The sequence below is a fragment of the Aquitalea aquatilis genome (assembly GCF_005155025.1).
Taxonomy (GTDB): Bacteria; Pseudomonadota; Gammaproteobacteria; order Burkholderiales; family Chromobacteriaceae; genus Aquitalea; species Aquitalea aquatilis.
Genome location: NZ_CP039731.1, coordinates 3,899,507 through 3,921,528 on the forward strand (window position 1 = coordinate 3,899,507; position 22,022 = coordinate 3,921,528).

Sequence of the window (22,022 nt, forward strand, 5' to 3'; positions counted from 1 at the left end):
GCTTGAACTGTGCTGCCCGTACCGCCTGCCTTGCACAAGATGGCGCTGGCCGGCAGATACGGCAAACAGGCTGATTCATTCTAGCGCGATCAGCGCGCAGATCATCCAGCCATGGCGCTCAATCAGCCGTGCAGCGCCAGATGAGCGCCAGACATGCAGCGGACATGCTGCCAGCATTGGCCGATTCAGGCTATAGTCTTGGACGCTGCCGCTGCCGGGCGCGCTATTTTGCGAGACTGAATCGATATGGAAATGAGTGTACTGATTGCCGACGACCACCCGCTGTTTCGCGAAGCCTTGAAGGACGTGGTGCGGGAAGTGTTTGGCCCGGACATCCACCTGATCGAATGCACCTCGCTGGCGGAAGCCAGCGCTGCCATCCACGACGACAGCCTGGAGCTGGCACTGCTCGACCTCAATATGCCGGGCATGCAGGGGCTGAGCGGCGTCGCCAGCCTGCGCCATGCCGCGCCAGTCGTGCCGCTGGTGGTGGTGTCCGCCGACGAGCGCAGCGAAGTGGTGCAAGCGGCATTGGCGCTGGGGGTATGCGGTTTCATTCCCAAATCCACCCCGCGCCAGCAAATGGCGGAGGCGGTGCGCCGCATCAGCGCGGATGGTGAAATCTACCAGCCGCCACAGCTCGCCGGCCACGATACCAACAGTCCCACCGCCATCCCGCTCTCGGCCGAACAGCAAGCCATGCAGGCCCGACTGGCCAGCCTGACCCGCCAGGAACGCTGCGTGCTGGAGGCTATTGTCGCCGGCAAACCCAACAAGATCGTGGCGCACGAACTGAATATCGCCGAGAGCACGGTCAAGGCGCATGTTTCCGCCATCCTGCGCAAGCTGGAAGTCAGCAGCCGCACCCAGGCCGTGATCAAGGCCGGGCCGCTGCTGGAGTAAGGCGGGACACGGGCCGCCAACCAGGCTGGCAATGACAAGGCCCCGCCAGCATGTCACTGCGCGGGGCCTTGTTCATCAGCAAAATCAATCAGACCTGATACTGCGCCACTGCCTTGCCCATGCGCTCCACATTGAGCTGCAAGCGGGTCGATGCGGCTTCGGTAGCATGCGCCACCTCCAGGTTTTTACCAGTCAGGGCGGCCACCGACTCCAGCCCCTGGCCCATCAGATCCATGCCCATTTTCTGCTCATCGGCCGAATGGCTGATTTCCGCCACCATGCTGACGGCTCTTGCCATTTGCACACTGATTTCATCCAGCACCGCATGGGCCTGATGCACCAGCTCGACACTGGTGCCCACTTGCGCCGCACTCTGGCGCATGCCGGTCACCGAACCCACGGTATCGGCCTGGATGCGTGAAATCATCTTGTCGATTTCCTGGGTGGCATTGGCCGTACGCTCAGCCAGCTTGCGTACTTCGTCGGCCACCACGGCAAAGCCACGTCCGGTTTCGCCAGCACGGGCGGCCTCGATGGCGGCATTCAGCGCCAGCAAATTGGTTTGATCGGCAATATCCTTGATGACACTGGCCACCTTGCCGATGTCTTCAGTGCGCCGGCCGAGTTTTTCCACAGTTTCAGCCGAGGTGGCAACGGTAGCCGCCAGTTCGCGAATGGTTTCACTGGCCCGCTCTGACAAGCGTGCCGCCTCGCCAGCCTTGCTACCGACATCACGCGTCACCGACTCGGTATCGTGGGCATGCTGCGCGATCAAACCTATCGATGCCGCCAGCTGCTCAATGGTGGCAGCCGAAGCCGTGGTCTTTTCGGTTTGCAGCGATGCAGACGAAACCAGCGACACCACGCTCTGGTTCAGATTGCCCGAGGTATCCTGCACATTGTGGGCCGAATTCATCATCACCTGGATGGTGGCACCGACGGCGGCCGTCTGGTTATCCAGCTCCGTCGCAATCTTGCTGATCAGATCACCGCGCTTGGGGTGCAAATTGGCGCGTAAATTGCCTGTTTTGAGCAGATCCTGCAAGAAGTGGTGGATGCGCGTCAGGCGACCAAGCACTCCCGGCAGGATGAATACCACCGCCAGCAAGCAGCACAGCAGCGCCAGCACCGCCGCACCCTGAAACAAAGGCATGAAACTGCTCTGGCTACTAGCCAGCAAACCCAGCAGCAAAGCCAGTGCAGCAAGCACCAGCACAGCGTAGAGCTGAAACACAAAACCACTCACCGCTTGCACCAGTGGTGACCGTTTTTTCACTACTGCGCCATTTTCGATAGACAAAGAGCGATCGCCCTGGCGGATGCGGCCATACAGCAGCTCGGCGGCAGCCACTTCCTCACGCCCGGGAGGGGTACGCACCGACTGGTAACCAACAATCTGCCCGTTTTCACGCACCGGGGAGGCATTGGCACGCACCCAGTAAAAACCACCATCCTTGCGCCGATTCTTCACCAGGCCACGCCAGGGCCGCCCATCCTTCAGATTGCGCCACATATCGGCAAATGCCGCTTCCGGCATATCGGGGTGACGAATCAGGTTATGCGGCTGACCAACCATCTCCTCTTGATCGAAGCCACTGATCTGGGCAAAGGCGCTGTTAGCCTCGACAATATTACCCTGGGTATCGGTACGTGAATAAATGAACACACCATCTGGAACGATGGTTTCTTGCTGGTTGACTGGCTGATTATTTCGCATATCTTTTTGTTTTATTTGGTGTTTATCAAAAATACATCATGACGCAACCAGGGAGAATAGTGATTGATTACCCTGCTTGTTTTTTGGCTCGATGGCGGCCCACTCCGGTTTTAATTGGACACGGCCAAATCATAAGCCGATTAAACCAGAGCACTACTGCAAGCGCACTGATTCATGACAAAAACAATAATAACTGTGTGGTTTTTGCACTTCAGGAAAATTTGCTGATTGCTTTACTGCGAAACCTGCAGATACAGCAGACTACATAGCAATAAGTTAAGAGACATTACAGTAGGAGAAGTGAAATGCAGCAATAACAGGCAATAAATAACAGTATGAAAAAGCAGAAACGTACAGACAAGCCGATCCGTGGATTATTTAGAATAAAACCGCGTAAAAATCGGTAAATAAATAGATAGAAAACAAAAAAGCCACCCCGCAGGATGGCTTAATGTTGGTATTACTGTGGTCTTGTGGTCGGGGTGAGAAGATTCGAACTTCCGACCCCCTGCACCCCATGCAGGTGCGCTACCAGGCTGCGCTACACCCCGACTTCAAGAGAAACGCATTGTAACTGTTTATTTATGGTTTGCCAATACCCGCATCCAACCAAGCCAGAATTGTTTCCAATTCTGCGCGCACTTCCTGCGCGGTAATCGGACGTTCCATCTCGCCGCCAGCGCCCAGACGCTGACGTGCACCATGAATGGTAAAACCATCGTCGTACAGCAGACCGCGAATGCGCCGCACCAGCAGCACCTCGTGGTGCTGGTAATAGCGACGGTTGCCACGGCGCTTGACCAGGCGCAACTGGGAGAATTCCTGCTCCCAGTAACGCAGCACATGCGGCTTGACCCCGGTCAGTTCACTGACTTCGCTGATGGTGAAGTAGCGTTTGGACGGGATTGCCGGCAGATCAGCCTTGCTTGTTAGCATGGTATTGCTCAACCATTCCTTTGAGTTTCTGACTGGCATGGAAGGTGACAACCCGGCGGGCCGTGATGGGAATTTCTTCCCCGGTCTTGGGATTGCGCCCCGGACGTTGCGGTTTGTCACGCAGCTGGAAATTGCCGAAACCGGACAGCTTTACCGAATCGCCGGCTTCCAGCGCGATACGGATTTCCTCGAAAAACGTTTCAACCATGTCCTTGGCTTCACGCTTGTTCAGACCTACCTGGTCAAACAACAGGTCGGCCAACTCAGCCTTGGTCAAAGTCATGACTACCCCTTAACTTCTTGAATGCAAATATGGAAGGCGGACATTATGCCACGCCTTCCGGCAATAATGGCTTACAGTCGTAGTTGGGCGGCGTGGCTGGCAGCCACGGCATCCAGCAGCTTCTGGATGGCCGGCTCGACATCTTCGTCGGTCAGGGTGCGGGCATCATCCTGCAACACCACGCGGAAAGCCAGGCTCTTCTTGCCTTCTTCCACGCCCTTGCCACGATAGACATCAAACAGGGCTACTTCCTTGACTAGCGCGGACGCATTCTGCCTGAAAGTGTCCAGCATAGCAGCAACCGTTACCTCTTCGTCAACCACCAGCGCCAGGTCACGCCGTACCGGCTGCAGCTTGCTCACCGGTTCTGCCTTGATGGCGGAGCGTGCTTCAACCGCAGCCAGATCCAGTTCGAACAATACCGGGGCAGTCGGCAGGCCGTATTCTTGCGCCCAGCGCGGATGCAGCTCGCCCATCACGCCAATGACCTTGCCGTGCAGGCTGATCTCGGCGCAACGGCCGGGATGGAAAGCCGGGTGCGCAGCCTTGGCAAAGCTGGCACGGGCCGGCAGCAGCAGGGCTTCGACATCAGCCTTCACATCGTAGAAGTCAACGCGCTCGGCTTTCTGCCCCCACTGCTCTGCTACACGCGGGCCCCAAGCGAGACCAGCTACTTTTTCCGGCTGAGTGCTTTCATCGGCCACACCCGCAGCATTCTTGCCGAATACGCGGGCCACTTCAAACACCCGCACGCGCGGCTGTTTGCGATTGAGGTTGCCTTGCAGCACATTGACCAGACCGCCAATCAGCGACGAGCGCATTACGCTCATCTGCGAGGCGATCGGATTGATCAGGCGTACCGGGTCGGTATTGCCGGCGAAATCACGCTCCCAGGCCTCTTCGACAAAGGCGTAGCTGACCACTTCCTGATAGTCGCGCCCCGCCAGGAAATGGCGGATGTCTTCACGCGGGCGACGCTCTTCCGGCAGCGCCAGCATACGCAGGCGCGCAGCCGGTGCGGCGTAAGGGATGGCATCGTAGCCATGCACGCGGGCCACTTCTTCGATCAGGTCTTCTTCGATTTCAATGTCGTAGCGGAAGGACGGCGCATGCACCAGGAAGCCGTCTTCCAGCGTGTCGAAGGACAGGCCCAGACGGGTGAGGATGGTCGCAATTTGCTCGGCAGTCAGGCTGATGCCCAGCAGGCGGGCGACACGGGCAGTACGCAGCTTGACACCACCGCGCGCCGGCAGTTCGGCTACCTTTTCGTTCAACGGGCCAGCTTCACCCCCACAGATGGACAGCACCAGCTCGGTAGCACGTTCCATGGCTTCGGTTTGCAGCTGGAAATCCACACCACGCTCGAAGCGGAAGGAGGAGTCCGAGCCGAAACCCCAGGCACGCGCCTTGCCAGCAATCGCGGCCGGAGCGAAAAAGGCACTTTCCAGCATGATGTCCGTGCTGGCGGTGGTGACACCGCTTTCTTCGCCACCCATGATGCCGGCAATGGCCAGTACCTTGGCATCGTCGGCAATCACCAGATGCTCGTCGCTGAGGGTGACGGTTTTTTCGTTCAGACACAGCAGCTGCTCACCAGCCTTGGCCATGCGCACGGTGATGCCACCGTCCAGCTTGGACAGATCAAAGGCGTGCATCGGCTGCCCCTGCTCCAGCAGCACATAATTGGTGACATCGACGATAGCCGAAATGGAACGCAGACCGGAACGCTCCAGACGGCGCTTCATCCAGTCCGGCGTCGGCGCAGCGGCGTTGACATTGCGGATGACGCGGCCAATGTAGCGACCGCAAGCTTGACCTGCCTGGATGGCAACCGGCACCACGTCGTCGATTTGCGGGGCAATGCTGGTAATGGCTTGCGGTTGCAGGGCAGCACCCGTCAGCGCCGCCACTTCGCGGGCAATGCCCTTGATGGACAGGCAGTCGGCACGATTAGGGGTGATTTTCAGCGTAAACAGCTGATCATCCAGCCCCAGATAATCCCGGATACTCTGGCCAACCGGCGCATCAGCCGGCAGCAACATCAGGCCATCGACATCTTCCGGCACACCCAGCTCCTTGCCGGAGCACAGCATGCCGCCCGATTCCACACCGCGCATCTTGGTGGGCTTGATCTTGAAGTCACCCGGCAATACCGCACCCGGCAGCGCGCACGGCACGCGTACGCCCACAGCCACGTTCGGTGCGCCACAGACGATCTGTACCAGCTCGCCACTGCCCACATCGACCTTGGTCACACGCAGGCGGTCGGCATTTTCGTGCTTGACGCACTCTTTGACTTCACCAATCACCACGCCAGTAAAGGCCGGTGCGGCAGCGGTGGTTTCTTCTACTTCCAGACCTGCCATGGTCAGCAGATTGGACAATTCCTCGCTGGAAAGGGAAGGATTAACCCAGCTTCTCAGCCACTGTTCGGAAAATTGCATTGTTTATCCCCTGCCTGCGATCAATTGAACTGTTTGAGGAAATTGAGATCGTTCTCGAAGAACAGTCGCAGGTCATTCACGCCATAGCGCAGCATGGCAAAACGGTCCAGACCAATACCAAAGGCAAAGCCGCTGTACTTTTCCGGATCGATATTCACATTGCGCAGCACATTCGGATGCACCATGCCGCAGCCGCCCACTTCCAGCCAGCCGCGCTCGCCCAGTACGTCTATTTCGGCGGAGGGCTCGGTGAAGGGGAAGAAGGACGGACGGAAACGCACTTGCAGATCGTCACGCTCGAAGAAGCGGCGCAGGAAGTCAGTCACCACGGCTTTGAGGTCGGCAAAGGACACGCCCTCTTCCACCCACAGGCCTTCCATCTGGTGGAACATCGGCGAATGAGTGGCATCGGAGTCGACACGGTACACACGACCGGGAGCCACGATCTTGATCGGCGGCTCGTTGTTCAGCATGTAGCGCACCTGGATCGGGCTGGTATGGGTGCGCAGCACATCGCCACCTTCCACATAGAAGGTGTCGGCCATGGCACGCGCCGGGTGGTTTTCCGGAATGTTCAGCGCCTGGAAATTGTGGAAATCGGTTTCGATTTCCGGACCATCCGCTACCTGAAAACCCATGGAGCGGAACAAGGTGGTGATACGTTCCAGCGTCAGCGCTACCGGATGCAGGCCACCGGTGGACAGGCCACGACCCGGCAGGGTCACGTCCAGCGATTCTGCCGCCAGCTGGGCTTCCAGCTTCTGGGCATTGATCAGGTCACGGCGGGCGTTATGGGCGGTTTCAAAAGCCTGCTTGGCCACATTGATGGTGGCACCGGCAGCCTTGCGCTCCTCCGGCGGGAGCTTGCCCAGTTGCTTGAGGAGTTCGGTCAGCTCGCCACTCTTGCCGAGATAGCGCGCCTTGACCTGCTCCAGTTCGATCAGGTCAGCGGCAGCCTCGATGGCAGCCAGACCAGCTTGGAGAATCGCGTCAACGTTAGTCATTGGGTCTCATACCGTATGCGTCTTTCCGGCCACCCGGCAGGCGATGCGACCGCCGCTGCATGACAACATCGGCACCCTGCATCGACCAGCTGGCCGAAACAAAAAGGCTGACCACACTCATGGCAGTCTGGTCAGCGCTCTTGCTACATCACTACCACAGGCAAATGAAAAAAAAGGGAGGCATCAGCCTCCCCTTTTACAGTCTTGCTATTAAGCGAGGCTAGCTTTCGCCTTTTCAACGAGCTGAGCGAAAACCGGCTTGTCGAACACGGCCAGATCGGCCAGGACCTTACGGTCGATTTCGATAGCAGCTTTCTTCAGGCCGTTCATGAACTTGCTGTACGGCAGACCGTTTTCACGCGCAGCGGCGTTGATACGGGCAATCCACAGCTGGCGGAACTGACGCTTTTTCTGACGACGGTCGCGGTATGCATATTGACCGGCTTTCATCACCGCCTGTTTGGCGATGCGATAGACGTTCTTGCGACGGCCGCGATAGCCTTTCGCCAGGGCAAGGATTTTCTTGTGACGAGCACGTGCGGTTACACCGCGTTTAACGCGTGGCATTATTCAGTCTCCTTATGCGTAGGGCAGCATGGCGCGAACAGAAGCCATATTGGTAGCGTGCACCATGGTGGTACCGCGCAACTGGCGCTTGTTCTTGGTGGTTTTCTTGGTCAGGATGTGACGCTTGAACGCATAAGAGCGCTTTACACCGCCATTGCCCAGCACGTTGAGACGCTTTTTCGCGCTCGACTTGGTCTTCATTTTCGGCATGGAAAACTCCTGCAGAATTTCTGAGTTAGATTAGACACAGGGTGGCCCGAAAGCACTTGATACCACTGCGTCACGCTTTTACGCGGGGCGTTGCCACCCCACAAAATCAACACGGCAGGGATGACCCTGCCGTATTGAGGAGACGATTATACCCGATTATTTCTTTTTCGGGGCAATCATCATCACCATTTGGCGACCTTCCAGCTTGGGGAACTGCTCGACTGTCGCAATTTCAGCCAGATCGGCCTCGACACGCTTGAGCAGAGCCAGGCCGATGTCCTGGTGAGCCATTTCACGACCACGGAAACGCAGGGTGATTTTGGCCTTGTCGCCATCATTGAGGAAGCGGGTCAGATTACGCAGCTTGACGTTGTAATCGCCATCATCAGTGCCCGGACGGAACTTGATTTCCTTGATCTGGACCTGCTTCTGCTTCTGCTTGGCTTCGTGACGTTTCTTCGACTGTTCGTACTTGAACTTGCCGTAGTCCATCAGCTTGCACACCGGGGGTTGAGCGGTCGGCGAAATTTCCACCAGATCCACATCATTTTCCTCGGCCAGAGCCATTGCCTCACGCAGACCAACAACACCGATCTGCTCACCTTCCATGCCTACCAGACGAATCTCGCGAGCGGTAATCTCGCCGTTGATCCGTGCTTCGCGTTCCTGAGCTATAGCCAAATCTCCTATTAATCTATCAAATGCCTGCCGCTGCCGGATCAGGCCTCTGGCATCTCAGCCTTGAGGCGGGCAATGAATGCATCCAGCGTGAGCTGACCGAGATCTTCACCCCGGGCGCGCACGGCAACCAGTTCGCCTGCTTTTTCCTTGTCGCCCACAATAATCTGGTACGGCAGCTTTTGCAGGCTGTGCTCGCGGATTTTATAGCCGATCTTCTCGTTTCTCAAGTCAAGATCAACGCGGAAGCCTTGTTTCTGCAATGCTCCTGCAATTTCCGCAGCATAATCGGCCTGTGCTTCGGTGATATTCATCACCACCATCTGCACCGGCGCCAGCCACAGCGGGAAGGCCCCGGCGTGGTTTTCAATCAAAATACCGAGGAAGCGTTCCAGCGAACCCAGCGCTGCGCGGTGCAGCATGACCGGGCGCTTGCGGCTGTTGTCATCGGCCACATATTCGGCATCCAGACTCTCCGGCAACATGAAGTCGAGTTGCAGGGTACCACATTGCCAGGAGCGACCCAGCGCATCCTTGACGTGGTATTCGATCTTGGGGCCATAAAAAGCCCCCTCGCCCGGCAATTCCTCCCAGGCTACACCGCAAGCCTGCAGCGCTTCGCGCATGCCTTGCTCGGCCTTGTCCCAGGTTTCTTCCGCACCCAGGCGCTTTTCCGGACGCAGCGCCAGCTTGATCGACACCTTGTCGAAGCCGAAGCGCTCGTACACTTCCATCACCAGACGATGGAAAGCCTTGGCTTCCTGATTGATCTGGTCTTCGGTGCAGAAAATATGGCCGTCATCCTGCACAAAACCGCGCACGCGCATGATGCCGTGCAGCGCACCACCCGGCTCGTTGCGGTGACAGGAACCAAACTCGGCATAACGCAGCGGCAGGTCACGGTAAGAACGCAGACCGCTGTTGAAAATCTGAATATGACCCGGGCAGTTCATCGGCTTGACGGCGTAGTCGCGCTTTTCCGACTCGGTGATGAACATGTTTTCCTTGTAGTTCTGCCAGTGACCCGACTTCTTCCACAACTCCACATCCATCATCATCGGCGTGCGGACTTCCTGGTAGCCCTCTTTCACCAACTTGCCACGCATGTATTGCTCGACGTTCTGCCACAGCTGCCAACCCTTGGGATGCCAGAACACCATGCCCGGCGCTTCATCCTGCAGGTGGAACAGGTCCAGCTGCACGCCCAGCTTGCGGTGGTCGCGCTTTTCCGCCTCTTCCAGCATGTAGAGGTAGGCTTCCAGGTCTTCCTTCTTGGCCCAGGCCGTGCCGTAAATACGCTGCAGCATTTCGTTCTTGCTGTCGCCGCGCCAGTAAGCACCGGCCACCTTCATCAGCTTGAACACCTTCAGCTTGCCGGTAGACGGCACGTGCGGACCGCGGCACAGGTCGGTGAATTCACCCTCGCGGTACAGGCTCAGCACCTGATCAGCAGGAATGGACTCGATGATCTCGGCCTTGTAAGCCTCGCCAATGCTCTTGAAGTAGGCCACAGCCTCGTCACGCGACAGCTCGTAGCGCTCGACCGGAATATCTTTCTTGGCCAGTTCGCTCATCTTCTTTTCGATGGCAACCAGATCTTCCGGAGTAAACGGGCGCTTGTAAGCAAAGTCGTAGTAGAAACCGTTTTCGATTTCCGGACCAATGGTGACCTGGGCTTCCGGGAACAACTCCTTCACTGCATAGGCCAGCAAGTGAGCCGTCGAGTGACGGATGATGCCAAGGCCATCGGCATCCTTGTCGGTCACGATGGCCAGATCGACATTGCGGTCGATGCTGTACGAGGTATCCACCAGCACGCCATCGACGCGACCCGCCAGCGCAGCGCGCGCCAGACCGGTACCGATGGACGCAGCCACTTCATGGACCGTTACCGGCTTGTCGAAGGATCGAACCGAGCCGTCAGGCAGGCGAATGTCAGGCATGTCAACTCCAAACAGGACGAAATATGATTGCGAAGGGTAAAAAAAAAGAGCGGCCTGAGCCGCTCTTTTTTTGCATGGTACAACCCGCAGGGCTCAGCTAGCGTGAGAATGTCGGGTTGTGGTAGTTCGCCAGTGTTTCACCTGGGATAACTCCATGCTAAGTGTTGGTAGGCACGATTGGACTCGAACCAACGACCCCCACCATGTCAAGGTGGTGCTCTAACCAGCTGAGCTACGTGCCTGTCGTCGAGTTGGCAATACTAGCGATGACGCCCGAAAAAAGCAAGGCCATTTTTAGCAAAAACACCGTAGCCGCCTGCTTCCTGTATACTAGCGCGCTGATTTTGCATAACAAATACACCATATGCTGAAGTTTACCGTACACAAAACGTCCGGCGGTGCACGCCGCGGGACTCTGGAACTCAACCACGGCACCGTGGAAACCCCGGTTTTCCAGCCGGTGGGCACCTACGGCTCGGTCAAGGCCATGAGCCCGGTGGAGCTGAACGATATCGGCGCGCAGATCATTCTGGGCAACACCTTCCACCTGTGGCTGCGCCCGGGGCTGGAGGTCATCGAGCAATTCGGCGGCCTGCACGACTTCATCGGCTGGGACAAACCCATCCTGACCGACTCGGGTGGCTTCCAGGTATTCAGCCTGTCCGACATGCGCAAGCTGACCGAGGAAGGCTGCACCTTCCAAAGCCCCATCAATGGCGACAAGCTGTTCTTGAGCCCGGAAATCTCGATGAAAATCCAGACCGTGCTCAACTCCGACATCGTGATGCAGCTGGATGAATGCACGCCGGGGCAGGTGGATCATGCTACCGCGCAAAAATCGCTACAAATGAGCCTGCGCTGGGCCGAGCGCTCGCGTCGCGCCTTTGACGATCTGAAAAATCCCAATGCGCTGTTCGGCATCGTGCAAGGCAATTTGTACACCGACCTGCGCCAGGAATCGCTGGAAGGCTTGCTGCAGGTTGGCTTTGACGGCTACGCCATCGGCGGCCTGTCGGTGGGCGAACCCAAGCCGGAAATGTACCGCATGCTCAACGAGCTGAACGGCATGTTGCCGGCCGACAAGCCGCATTATCTGATGGGCGTGGGCACACCGGAAGACCTAGTGCATGGCGTGGCCAACGGCATCGACATGTTCGACTGCGTGATGCCCACCCGCAATGCCCGCAACGGCTGGATTTTCACCCAGCACGGCGACATCAAGATCAAGAACGCACGCTACAAGGATGACAAGAAGCCGCTGGACGAAGAATGCGCCTGCTACGCCTGCCGCAACTTCAGCCGCGCCTATCTGCATCACCTGCACCGCGTGGGTGAGATTCTGGGCGCACGCCTGAACACCATTCACAACCTGCACTACTACCAGGAGCTGATGCGCGAAATGCGCAAGGCCATCGAGGAAGACCGCTTCGAAGACTTCCGCCTGGAGTTCGCCGACAAGCGCGCACGCGGCGTGTCGTAAAGCGCGGGAACCTGCCACTTCGCCAAGCGGTCTGAGCCTGCGTTCAGGCCGGAAGGTTGGAAAAGACACGCAGCGTGGCTACAATGGCCCGTTTGTTTCACCATCAACACTATAACAAGGGAGCAAATCCATGCCCTTTATTGACAAGGCTTTCGCCGCTGGCACCGCACCGGGCGGTTTTGACATCATGTCTTTCCTGCCGATGATCGTCATTTTCGTACTGTTCTGGTTCCTGATGGTTCGTCCGCAGCAGAAGAAAATGAAAGAGCATCAGAAGATGCTGTCGGAAATCCAGAAGGGTGATGAAGTAGTTACCCAGGGTGGCATTCTGGGCCGCGTCGTCAAGACCGGCGAGCAGTTCCTGACCGTAGAAATCGCCAATGGCGTGGAAATCAATGTGCAGCGCCCGGCCGTTACCGGCAAGGTGGAAAAGGGCACGCTGAAGTCCCTGTAATCCCCAGGACGGCCGCCCGGCCCGCAAGCCGGGCGGTCAGTTTCGTTTCCTACCTCCGATATCACTCATGAACCGCTATCCTCTCTGGAAATACCTCGTCATTGCGGTAGCCCTGATCATTGCCACGATCTACACGCTACCCAACTTCTACGGCGAGACTCCTGCGGTACAGGTCTCCAGCACCCGCCAGTCCATCACCGTGGACACCGCCCTGATGGGCCGCGTGGAAGAGGCACTGAAAGCCCAGAACATCAGCCCGGACGGTCTGTACCTGGACGGCAGCAGCCTGAAGATCCGCTTCAAGGATGCCGACACCCAGATCAAGGCGCGTGATGCCATCCAGCACGCGCTGGGCGACAGCTACATCATCGCGCTCAACCTGCTGCCGGCCTCGCCGCAGTGGCTGGCCGACCTGAAAGCCTACCCCATGTTCCTGGGTCTGGATTTGCGCGGTGGCGTGCACTTCCTGCTGCAGGTGGACATGCAGGCGGCCATCGACAAGACCATGGAACGCTACGCCGGCGACATCCGCCGCGAGCTGAAGAACAAGCAGGTGCGCTACGGCAGCATCAAGCGCAACGGCAATGTGCTGGAAGTGCAGCTGCGTGATGCCGACACCCTGAAGGCCGCGCAAAATGTGGTCAGCCGCACCCTGCCCACCCTGGTGGTGAGCAGTGATGATGCCGCCTACAAACTGACCGCCACCCTGAAGCCGGAAGAAGTCACCAAGATTCAGGGCGATGCCGTCAAACAGAACATCTCCACCCTGCACAACCGGGTGAATGAACTGGGCACGTCCGAACCCATCATCCAGCAGGCTGGCCCCAACCGCATCGTGGTCGAGCTGCCGGGCATCCAGGATACCGCCCGCGCCAAGGACATCATCGGCCGTACTGCCACGCTGGAAGTACGCATGGTGGAAGACGACCAGGGCAAGGTCAGCGACGCGCTGGCCGGCAATATTCCGGCTGGTTACGACCTGCTGGACGAAGCCACCTCGCATGGCGCCAGCAAGATTCTGGTGAAAAAAGATGTCGAGCTGACCGGCGACAACATCAACGACGCGCAAGCCGGCTTTGATGAAAACGGCGCACCGGCAGTCCACATCAATCTGGATTCCACTGGTGCCTCCATCTTCCGTCAGGTGACTGCTGAAAGCATCGGCAAGCGCATGGCGATGATTCTGGTGGAAAAAGGCCGTGCCGAAGTGGTGACCGCTCCGGTTATCCGCTCGGAAATCGGTGGTGGCCGTGTACAGATCTCCGGCAGCATGAACCCGGCCGAAGCCAATGACACCGCCCTCTTGCTGCGTGCCGGTTCGCTGGCCGCGCCGATGAACATCATCGAAGAGCGTACTGTCGGCCCGAGCCTGGGTAAGGAAAACATCGAGAAGGGCTTCCACTCCACCCTGTGGGGCTTTGCCGCCATCGCGGTGTTCATGGTGATCTACTACGGCGTGTTCGGGGTGTTCTCTGCCCTGTCGCTGGCCGTCAACGTGTTCCTGCTGCTGGCCATTCTGTCCATTTTGCAGGCCACCCTCACCCTGCCCGGCATCGCCGCCATTGCGCTGGCACTGGGTATGGCGATTGACGCCAACGTGCTGATCAACGAGCGTATCCGCGAAGAACTGCGCAATGGCGTACCGCCGCACTCGGCCATCCAGGCCGGTTACGGCCACGCCTGGGCCACCATTCTGGACTCCAACGTCACCACCCTGATCGCCGGCCTGGCCTTGCTGATTTTCGGCACCGGCCCGGTACGTGGCTTTGCCGTGGTGCACTGCATCGGCATTCTGACCTCGATGTTCTCGGCAGTGCTGGTTTCGCGCGGCCTGGTGAACCTGTGGTACGGCCGCCGTCGCAAACTGACCTCGCTGGCCATTGGCCAGGTGTGGAAACCTGAGAAATAAGGACAGGACAGATCATGGAGCTTTTCCGCATCAAACGGGACATCCCGTTCATGAGCTACGGCAAGCTGACCACGGCAATTTCGCTGGTCACCTTCATTCTTGCCGTGTTCTTCCTGGCCACGCGCGGTCTTAACTACAGTGTGGAATTCACTGGCGGCACGGTACTGGAAGTGCAATACCAGCAATCGGCCGACCTGAATCTGATCCGCGACTCGGTCGACAGTCTGAAGCTGGGTGAGGCTACGGTACAAAGCCTGGGCAGCAGCAGCGATGTCATGATTCGCCTGCCGAACAAGCCGGGCACCACTTCCGCCCAGCTGTCGGAAAAGGTGATGATCCTGCTCAAGGCCAAGGACAGCACCGTGCAACTGCGCAAGGTCGATTTTGTCGGCCCCAGCGTGGGTGAGGAGCTGGTGACCCACGGCCTGACCGCCGCCATCCTGGTGTGTCTGGGCATCATGGCCTACCTGGCCATCCGCTTCGAATGGCGCTTCGCCGTGTCGGCCATCATTGCCAACATGCACGACGTGGTGATCATCCTCGGCTGCTTTGCCTTCTTCCGCTGGGAATTCTCGCTGACCGTACTGGCCGGCGTGCTGGCGGTGCTGGGCTATTCGGTGAATGAATCGGTGGTGGTGTTCGACCGTATCCGCGAGAACTTCCGCAAGCCGGGCCTGCGTGGCAAGACCACCGCCAGCATCATCGACAACGCCATTACCGCCACCATGAGCCGTACCATCATCACCCACTTCTCGACCGAGATGATGGTGGTGTCGATGCTGGTTTTCGGTGGCCCGGCACTGCATGGTTTTGCCATGGCACTGACCATCGGCATCATCTTCGGTATTTACTCTTCGGTACTGGTCGCCAGCCCGATCGCGCTGTGGCTGGGTGTCAGCCGCGAGCACATGGTCAAGCCGGTCAAATCGAAAGAGGAAGCCGTGGTCTGAAGCAGAGCACGTCCTAAGCAATACACACTGGCCGGCTTGTCCGGCCGGTTTTTTATCCGCCTACAGCCAACCACGACGGTGACTCATGGAAGCCATCACTTTCCTGCTCGACTTCATCCTGCATATCGATGTCCACCTGACCCAGCTGGTCGTCCAGTACGGAGTGTGGATCTACGCCATCCTGTTTCTCATCATCTTTTGCGAAACCGGGCTGGTGGTTACCCCCTTCCTGCCGGGCGACTCGCTGCTGTTCGTTGCCGGTGCACTGGCGGCCATGGGCAAGATGGACGCCCACCTGCTGGTACTGTTGCTGACACTGGCCGCCATTCTGGGCAATAGCGTCAATTACGCCATCGGCCGGCATCTGGGCGCGAGCCTGCTGCAGCGTTTCCCGCGGCTGATCAAGCCGGAATACCTGGCCAAGACCCATGCTTTCTACGACAAGCACGGCGGCAAGACCATCATCTTTACCCGCTTCGTGCCCATCATCCGTACCTTTGCGCCCTTTGTGGCCGGCATTGGCAGCATGGGCTACCGCCAGTTCACGCTGTACAACGTGACCGGTGCCGTGCTGTGGGTAGCCGGCTTCTGCTATGCTGGTTATTTTTTCGGCAATCTGCCCTTCATTCGCAAGAATCTGGAATACCTGATTTTCGGCATCATCTTCGTCTCCTTCCTGCCGGCCATCATCGAAGTATGGCGCCACAAGCGCGCGGCACAACGCCAGTAAGCCTTGCCTACTCCCGCCAACGGTGGCGGGAGTATTGCCCTACCCTTTCAGCCAGTCCGGCACTATCATGGCCTGCATATGAAACGCATTCACAAGCTCCCAGATCACCTCGTCAACCAGATCGCCGCTGGCGAAGTGGTGGAACGCCCCGCCTCCGCCCTCAAGGAAATGCTGGAAAACAGCCTGGACTCCGGTGCCAGCAAGATCACGGTCGATCTGGCCCAGGGCGGCATCAAGCTGATTCGCGTCACCGACAACGGCAGCGGCATTACCGCCGATGATCTGCCGCTGGCACTGGACCGCCACGCCACCAGCAAGATTGCCTCGCTGGATGACCTGGAACAGGTCGGCACCCTGGGCTTTCGTGGTGAGGGACTGGCCAGCGTGGCCTCGGTATCGCGCCTCACCCTGACCAGCCGGCCGGCTGACAGCAGCCACGCCTACCAGATCATCGCCATCGATGGCCAGTTGCACCCGGTGGAACCGGCCGCCCACGCGGCGGGCACCAGTGTGGAAGTGGTAGACCTGTACTTCAACACCCCGGCGCGGCGCAAATTCCTCAAGAGTGAAAACACCGAATACGCCCACTGCGAAGCCACTTTCGAACGCATTGCCCTGGCGCATCCGCAAGTCGAGTTTCTGCTGCGCCACAATGGCAAGGTAATCTGGCGCTTGCCGGCGCAAGACCTGGCCGAGCGTGTTGGCGCACTGCTGGGCAAGGATTTCATCAGCGAAGCCATTGCGGTGGAGACCTCCGCTGGCAGCATGACGCTGAGCGGTTTTGTTGGCTCGCCCACTTATTCCAAGGCCAGCCGCGACGCCCAATATTTCTACGTCAATGGCCGCTTCGTGCGCGACAAGACCGCCCAGCATGCGCTGCGCCAGGCCTACCGCGATGTACTGCATCACGACCGCCACCCGGTGTATGCACTGTTCCTGTCGATGGACCCGGCCGGGGTGGATGTGAATGTGCACCCCACCAAGATCGAGGTGCGCTTTCGCGAAAGCCAGGCCATCCACCAGTTTCTGTTCCACAGCATCAACAAGGCACTGGCCGCCACCACCGCGGGCAGCAGTTCCCCCGTGCCAGCCCAGGGCGAGATCAATCAGGACACCATGCAAGGCAGCCGCTCCGCAGCCGAACCGCAAGCAGCCCTGTTTCCGCCGCGCGCCCCTCTGTCGGCCGCAACGCCCGCCAGCAGTGCCAGCGGCCATACCCCGGTGCGCCCCTTCAGCTATCAGCAGCAGAGCATCCCGCTGCATGTGGCACGCGAGGCCATCGGCACCTACGACAAGATGTTCTCCGGCCTGCGCGAAGAAGAAAACCGCAGCACGCCAGCTAGCGACAACCTGCCAGCCATGCTGTCGCCGGCCCAGTTGCAGGCACTGCCACAAGCCAGTGAAGGCATTCCGCCGCTGGGCTTTGCCCTGGCCCAGTTGCACGGCGTCTATATCCTCAGTCAGTGCGAAGACGGGCTGATCGTGGTGGACATGCATGCCGCTCACGAACGCATTGTCTACGAACGGCTGAAAACCGCGCTGGAAGCCGACATCATCCCCATGCAACCCTTGCTGCTGCCGGTATCCTTTGCCGCCGACCGCATGGAAGTGGCCACGGTGCACGAGCATGGCGAGCAGATGAAACAGCTGGGCGTGGAGCTGGCTCCGCTCTCCCCCACCCAGATTGCCGTGCGCGGCGTGCCGGTATGGCTGCAGGATGGCAACCCGGTGGATCTGGCGCGGGCCGTGCTCAAGGATGTGCGCGAATTCGGCCTCAGCCAGGTGCTGACCGAACGGCGCAACGAATTGCTGGCCACCATGGCCTGCCACGGCGCAGTACGTGCCAACCGCCAGCTGACGCTGACTGAAATGAATGCCCTGCTGCGTGACATGGAAAACACCGAGCGCTCCAACCAGTGCAATCACGGCCGCCCCACCTGGTCGCGACTGGGCATGAAGGACCTCGACAATCTGTTCATGCGCGGGCGCTGAACCACTTTTTATTTGAAACAGACGTATGGCCAAACTGTTTTTCCGCTACGCCGCCATGAACAGCGGCAAGAGCACCCAGCTGCTACAAATCGCCAATAATTACGAGAGCATGGGCAAGCAGGTGGCGCTGTATACCGCCGCCATCGACGACCGCTTCGGCGTGGGCATGATTTCCTCGCGACTGGGCATCCAGCGCCAGGCCCGCACCTTTGCCGACCATACCGACTTCCTGGCCGCAGACCTTGCCGGCATCAGTTGCCTGCTGCTGGATGAAGCGCAATTTCTCAGCCCACAGCAGGTGTGTCAGCTGCATCGGCTGGCGCATACCCGCAATATCCCGGTGATCTGCTTCGGCCTGCGGGTGGACTTTCAGGGCCACCCCTTCCCCGGCTCCACCTGGCTGCTGACCCGCGCCGAGGAGATTGAAGAAATCAAGACCATCTGCACCTGCGGCAAGAAGGCCACCATGCATATCCGCATCAATGCCGATGGCAGCCGGGTGGTAGAGGGCCCGCAAGTGGAGATTGGCGGCGAAGCACGCTATCGCGCCGTCTGCGGCCGCTGTTTTCATCAGGCAGACTGAGGCCGCCCACCGCCGCGCCTTGGCCCGTGGGCACATCGCTGCCACACTCAAGGCCCGGCCACCCACCGAGTGACAGCCTCCATGCATACTTTTTTCTGGCACGACTATGAAACCTTTGGCGCCGTGCCGCGCCAGGATCGCCCTTCGCAGTTTGCCGGGATACGTACCGATGCCGAGCTGAACGAAATCGGCGAACCGGTGATGCTGTACTGCCAGCCGGCACCCGATTACCTGCCAGCGCCGGAAGCCTGTCTGCTCACCGGCATCACGCCGCAACACTGCCAGGCCCATGGCGTGGCCGAGCATGAATTCGCCGGCGTGATTGAACGCGAACTGGCCGCGCCGGGCACCATCGGTGTGGGTTACAACTCCTTGCGCTTCGACGATGAGGTCAGCCGCTTCCTGTTCTGGCGCAATCTGATCGACCCCTATGCGCGCGAATGGCAGAACCAGTGTGGCCGCTGGGACATTCTCGATCTGGTGCGCGCCACCTACGCGCTGCGCCCGGAAGGCATCGAATGGCCGCAGCACGAAGATGGCCGCCCCAGCTTCAAGCTGGAACACCTGTCCACCGCCAATGGCCTGGCGCACGAAGCCGCCCACGATGCGCTGTCCGATGTGCGCGCCACCATTGCGCTGGCCAGGCTGATCAAGCAAAAGCAGCCCAAGCTGTTCGACTACTATCTCACCCTGCGCAAGAAAGACGCGGTCAAGGCGCAGCTGAACCTGCACCAGCCGCGCCCGCTGCTGCATGTGTCCGGCATGTATGGTGTGGAGCGCGGCAATATGGCGATTGTCTGGCCACTGGCCCAGCACCCCACCAATGGCAATGAAGTGATTGTGTGGGACCTGGCTTTCGACCCGGCCATGCTGCGCGGCCTGAGCGCCGACACCATCCGCCAGCGCATCTATACCCGCAGCGAAGATCTGCCAGAAGGCATGACACGGCTGCCGCTCAAGACCATCCACATCAACAAGTCCCCCTTCGTCGTCGCCAATCTCAAGGTGCTGAGTGCAGATCGCGCCACACACTGGGGCGTGGACATGGCGGTGATTGAGACCCATGCCGCCAGCGCCGCGGTCCTGCCCGACCTCAGCCCCATCTGGCGCCAGGTCTACCGCCGCGAAGCGGGCGAGGCGCGTGATGTGGACGAAAACCTGTATGGCGGCTTTGTCAGCAACAACGACCGCAAGGTGCTGAACAAGCTGCGACTGAAATGTGCCGCCCAGCTCACCAGCGAAATGGCCTTTTTTGAAGATGCCCAGCTGGGCGAGCTGCTGTTCCGCTACCGTGCGCGCAACTTTCCCAGCAGCCTGTCTGGCGAGGAGAGCCAGCGCTGGCAGCAATGGTGTCGGTACAAGCTGGATGAAGGGCTGGGTGGCCGCAGTCTGGCGCAATTCCAGCAGGAGATGGCAGCGGCACGCGAGCGCGAGCTGACGCCGGCCCAACACGCCATCCTGCAACAACTGGATAGTTACGCGGCCAGCCTGCTGCCGCAAAACCACTAACAGGAGGTTCCGGGGCGGCTACAGCTGTGCGACAATCCCGCCCCGGACCCTGCCAGCACTAAAGACCACACCATGTCACAGACACCCGACGCCATCCTGTTGATGGGCCCCACCGCCTCCGGCAAGACCGGCCTCGCGCTAGAGCTGGCCCGCCATTTCCCGGTGGAAATCATCAGCGTGGATTCGGCCCTGGTGTATCGCGGCATGGACATCGGCAGCGCCAAGCCCAGTGCCGAGGAAATGGCGGCCTGCCCGCATCACCTGATCGACATCATCAGCCCGCTGGAAACTTATTCCGCCGCCCAGTTTCATGCCGATGCCAACCGACTGATCCACGAAATCCGTGGCCGTGGCAATATGCCGCTGCTGGTCGGTGGCACCATGCTGTATTACAAAGCGCTGCTGGAAGGCTTGTCCGACCTGCCACAAGCCGACGCCGCACTGCGCGCCGAACTGGATACCGAAGCCGGCACCATCGGCTGGCCAGCCATGCACGCCCGGCTGGCCGAGCTGGACCCGGACACCGCCGCCCGCCTCAATCCCAACGACGCACAACGCATTCACCGCGCGCTGGAAATCTGCCTGATCAGCGGCCAGACCATGTCCAGCCTGATTGCCCGTGGCAAGGAAGCTGCGGCCGACTTTAACTGCCTGCCGCTGGCACTGGTGCCGGAGGAGCGCAGCTGGCTACACCAGCGCATTGCCCAGCGCTTCGACCTGATGCTGCAGCAGGACTTTCTCGGCGAAGTACGCCGCCTGCGCCAGGACTACCCGACACTCACGCCCGAGCTGCCCTCGATGCGCTGCGTCGGCTACCGCCAGGCCTGGGAGTATCTGGACGGCCAATGCAGCGAAGCCGAATTCATCGAACGCGGCGTGGCGGCCACCCGCCAGCTGTGCAAACGGCAGCTCACCTGGATGCGCAGCCTGCCGGTGATTCCGGTCAGCGCCCAGCGCGCCGACCTGGCCGACAGCGTATTGCAGGCCTGTAGCGATTTCATCGCCGGCCAGCCGCTGGCGGACAGCCTGCGCTATCCCGGCAGCTTTTAAGAGCTGCCAACAAAAACCGGCTGCTGCATTACCCCAGGGACGCGGCCCCATGTTTAGCCGCTCTCAGTCGGCCAGCAGCAGACAAGAAAAAACCCGCCGCAGCGGGTTTTTTCATCTTCAGCCAAATACGGCTTAGCTGGCAGCCACCAGCTTGATTTCCACTTTCCACGCCGGGTTGGCCAGCTTGGCCTCCACCGTGGCACGGGCCGGCACATTGCCAGCCGGCACCCAGGCATCCCAGGCGGCGTTCATGGCGTCGTAATCGGCCAGACTGGCCAGGAAAATGGTCACATCCAGAATCTTGCTTTTGTCCGAACCCAGCTCGGCCAGCAGGGTGTCAATCTGGGCCAGCACATTGGCAGTCTGCGCCTGGGCATCGGCCTCGGTGTTTTCCGGTACCTGGCCAGCCAGGAAAATCATGCCATTGCAAACGGCCGCCTCGGCCAGACGTGCGCCCTGCTTGTGACGATAGATGCTCATGCTGCTTCCCTCTTGCTACGGATGGTGGGTAAAACAGCGATTTTACCGAGAATACAGCTGACTGAAAGCCTGTTTTCAATAGCACACAGGCATGAATCGCCCTTCAGTCCGGCTTGCCGGGCGCTATTTTGTCGAATGTGCAAAAAAATATAAAAGCAGCGTTGACATGGCAAAAAGCATGGGAATAGAATCCGGCCTAT

At 59.4% G+C, this 22,022-nt stretch carries 20 protein-coding genes and 2 tRNA genes; 10 read left to right on the forward strand and 12 right to left on the reverse strand.

The genetic code is table 11. The annotated features are described in order from the left end of the window. Window positions 1–252 precede the first annotated feature (252 nt). On the forward strand, window positions 253–903 hold the full coding sequence (locus FAZ30_RS18155; RefSeq protein WP_233578442.1) for a response regulator: 651 nt from the start codon (window positions 253–255) through the stop codon (window positions 901–903). 88 nt (window positions 904–991) lie between these two features. Here the strand turns inward: FAZ30_RS18155 and FAZ30_RS18160 are convergent, their stop codons facing one another. The 11 genes from FAZ30_RS18160 to FAZ30_RS18210 all read right to left on the reverse strand — a co-directional run bounded on the left by FAZ30_RS18160 (window position 992) and on the right by FAZ30_RS18210 (window position 10,927). After that, window positions 992–2,620 (reverse strand): methyl-accepting chemotaxis protein, encoded by a 1,629-nt coding sequence (locus FAZ30_RS18160; protein WP_124643786.1) that lies wholly within the window; start codon window positions 2,618–2,620, stop codon window positions 992–994. Window positions 2,621–3,094: 474 nt separating this feature from the next. Further along, a tRNA-Pro gene (locus FAZ30_RS18165) sits at window positions 3,095–3,171 on the reverse strand. A gap of 31 nt (window positions 3,172–3,202) precedes the next feature. Further along, entirely contained in the window at window positions 3,203–3,556 is a 354-nt protein-coding gene (locus FAZ30_RS18170) for a MerR family transcriptional regulator (RefSeq protein ID WP_124643785.1), read from the reverse strand. Then, a complete protein-coding gene (locus FAZ30_RS18175) occupies window positions 3,537–3,839 on the reverse strand; it encodes an integration host factor subunit alpha (protein ID WP_045845169.1) in 303 nt (100 codons plus the stop codon). Before FAZ30_RS18175 ends, FAZ30_RS18170 begins: the two co-directional genes overlap by 20 nt. Window positions 3,840–3,910: 71 nt before the next feature. After that, the gene (pheT, locus tag FAZ30_RS18180) at window positions 3,911–6,283 is read right to left on the reverse strand and encodes a phenylalanine--tRNA ligase subunit beta (protein WP_124643784.1); all 2,373 of its coding nucleotides are present in this window, start codon (window positions 6,281–6,283) and stop codon (window positions 3,911–3,913) included. 20 nt (window positions 6,284–6,303) lie between these two features. Further along, window positions 6,304–7,287 (reverse strand): phenylalanine--tRNA ligase subunit alpha, encoded by a 984-nt coding sequence (gene pheS / locus FAZ30_RS18185; RefSeq protein WP_137009997.1) that lies wholly within the window; start codon window positions 7,285–7,287, stop codon window positions 6,304–6,306. A gap of 210 nt (window positions 7,288–7,497) precedes the next feature. Continuing rightward, complete coding sequence (gene rplT / locus FAZ30_RS18190) at window positions 7,498–7,854, reverse strand: 50S ribosomal protein L20 (protein ID WP_103525121.1); 357 nt, start codon at window positions 7,852–7,854, stop codon at window positions 7,498–7,500. Between the two features lie 12 nt (window positions 7,855–7,866). After that, a complete protein-coding gene (gene rpmI, locus FAZ30_RS18195) occupies window positions 7,867–8,064 on the reverse strand; it encodes a 50S ribosomal protein L35 (protein ID WP_124643783.1) in 198 nt (65 codons plus the stop codon). Window positions 8,065–8,220: 156 nt separating this feature from the next. Next, window positions 8,221–8,745 (reverse strand): translation initiation factor IF-3, encoded by a 525-nt coding sequence (gene infC, locus FAZ30_RS18200; RefSeq protein WP_103525120.1) that lies wholly within the window; start codon window positions 8,743–8,745, stop codon window positions 8,221–8,223. 38 nt (window positions 8,746–8,783) lie between these two features. After that, the gene (thrS, locus tag FAZ30_RS18205; protein WP_103525119.1) at window positions 8,784–10,685 is read right to left on the reverse strand and encodes a threonine--tRNA ligase; all 1,902 of its coding nucleotides are present in this window, start codon (window positions 10,683–10,685) and stop codon (window positions 8,784–8,786) included. Window positions 10,686–10,850: 165 nt separating this feature from the next. Further along, a tRNA-Val gene (locus tag FAZ30_RS18210) sits at window positions 10,851–10,927 on the reverse strand. A gap of 122 nt (window positions 10,928–11,049) precedes the next feature. Between FAZ30_RS18210 and tgt the strand changes: the two genes are divergently transcribed. The 9 genes from tgt to miaA all read left to right on the forward strand — a co-directional run bounded on the left by tgt (window position 11,050) and on the right by miaA (window position 21,342). After that, window positions 11,050–12,165, forward strand: a complete 1,116-nt coding sequence (tgt, locus tag FAZ30_RS18215) for a tRNA guanosine(34) transglycosylase Tgt (protein ID WP_124643782.1) — start codon at window positions 11,050–11,052, stop codon at window positions 12,163–12,165. A 130-nt stretch (window positions 12,166–12,295) separates the two neighbouring features. Next, on the forward strand, window positions 12,296–12,619 hold the full coding sequence (gene yajC / locus FAZ30_RS18220; RefSeq protein ID WP_124643781.1) for a preprotein translocase subunit YajC: 324 nt from the start codon (window positions 12,296–12,298) through the stop codon (window positions 12,617–12,619). Window positions 12,620–12,686: 67 nt separating this feature from the next. Further along, the gene (secD, locus tag FAZ30_RS18225; protein ID WP_124643780.1) at window positions 12,687–14,528 is read left to right on the forward strand and encodes a protein translocase subunit SecD; all 1,842 of its coding nucleotides are present in this window, start codon (window positions 12,687–12,689) and stop codon (window positions 14,526–14,528) included. A gap of 14 nt (window positions 14,529–14,542) precedes the next feature. Next, complete coding sequence (gene secF, locus FAZ30_RS18230; RefSeq protein WP_137009998.1) at window positions 14,543–15,478, forward strand: protein translocase subunit SecF; 936 nt, start codon at window positions 14,543–14,545, stop codon at window positions 15,476–15,478. Window positions 15,479–15,563: 85 nt separating this feature from the next. Beyond that, a complete protein-coding gene (locus tag FAZ30_RS18235) occupies window positions 15,564–16,208 on the forward strand; it encodes a DedA family protein (RefSeq protein ID WP_124643778.1) in 645 nt (214 codons plus the stop codon). Between the two features lie 78 nt (window positions 16,209–16,286). Then, on the forward strand, window positions 16,287–18,200 hold the full coding sequence (gene mutL, locus FAZ30_RS18240) for a DNA mismatch repair endonuclease MutL (protein ID WP_124643777.1): 1,914 nt from the start codon (window positions 16,287–16,289) through the stop codon (window positions 18,198–18,200). Window positions 18,201–18,225: 25 nt separating this feature from the next. Next, window positions 18,226–18,783 carry a thymidine kinase gene (locus FAZ30_RS18245; RefSeq protein ID WP_124643776.1) on the forward strand — a complete coding sequence of 186 codons (558 nt, stop codon included), beginning with the start codon at window positions 18,226–18,228 and terminating at the stop codon, window positions 18,781–18,783. An 81-nt stretch (window positions 18,784–18,864) separates the two neighbouring features. Next, entirely contained in the window at window positions 18,865–20,292 is a 1,428-nt protein-coding gene (gene sbcB, locus FAZ30_RS18250; RefSeq protein WP_124643775.1) for an exodeoxyribonuclease I, read from the forward strand. A gap of 72 nt (window positions 20,293–20,364) precedes the next feature. Then, complete coding sequence (gene miaA / locus FAZ30_RS18255) at window positions 20,365–21,342, forward strand: tRNA (adenosine(37)-N6)-dimethylallyltransferase MiaA (RefSeq protein WP_124643774.1); 978 nt, start codon at window positions 20,365–20,367, stop codon at window positions 21,340–21,342. A 132-nt stretch (window positions 21,343–21,474) separates the two neighbouring features. Here the strand turns inward: miaA and FAZ30_RS18260 are convergent, their stop codons facing one another. Further along, window positions 21,475–21,822, reverse strand: a complete 348-nt coding sequence (locus tag FAZ30_RS18260) for a RidA family protein (protein WP_059286794.1) — start codon at window positions 21,820–21,822, stop codon at window positions 21,475–21,477. Between the last annotated feature and the right edge of the window lie 200 nt (window positions 21,823–22,022).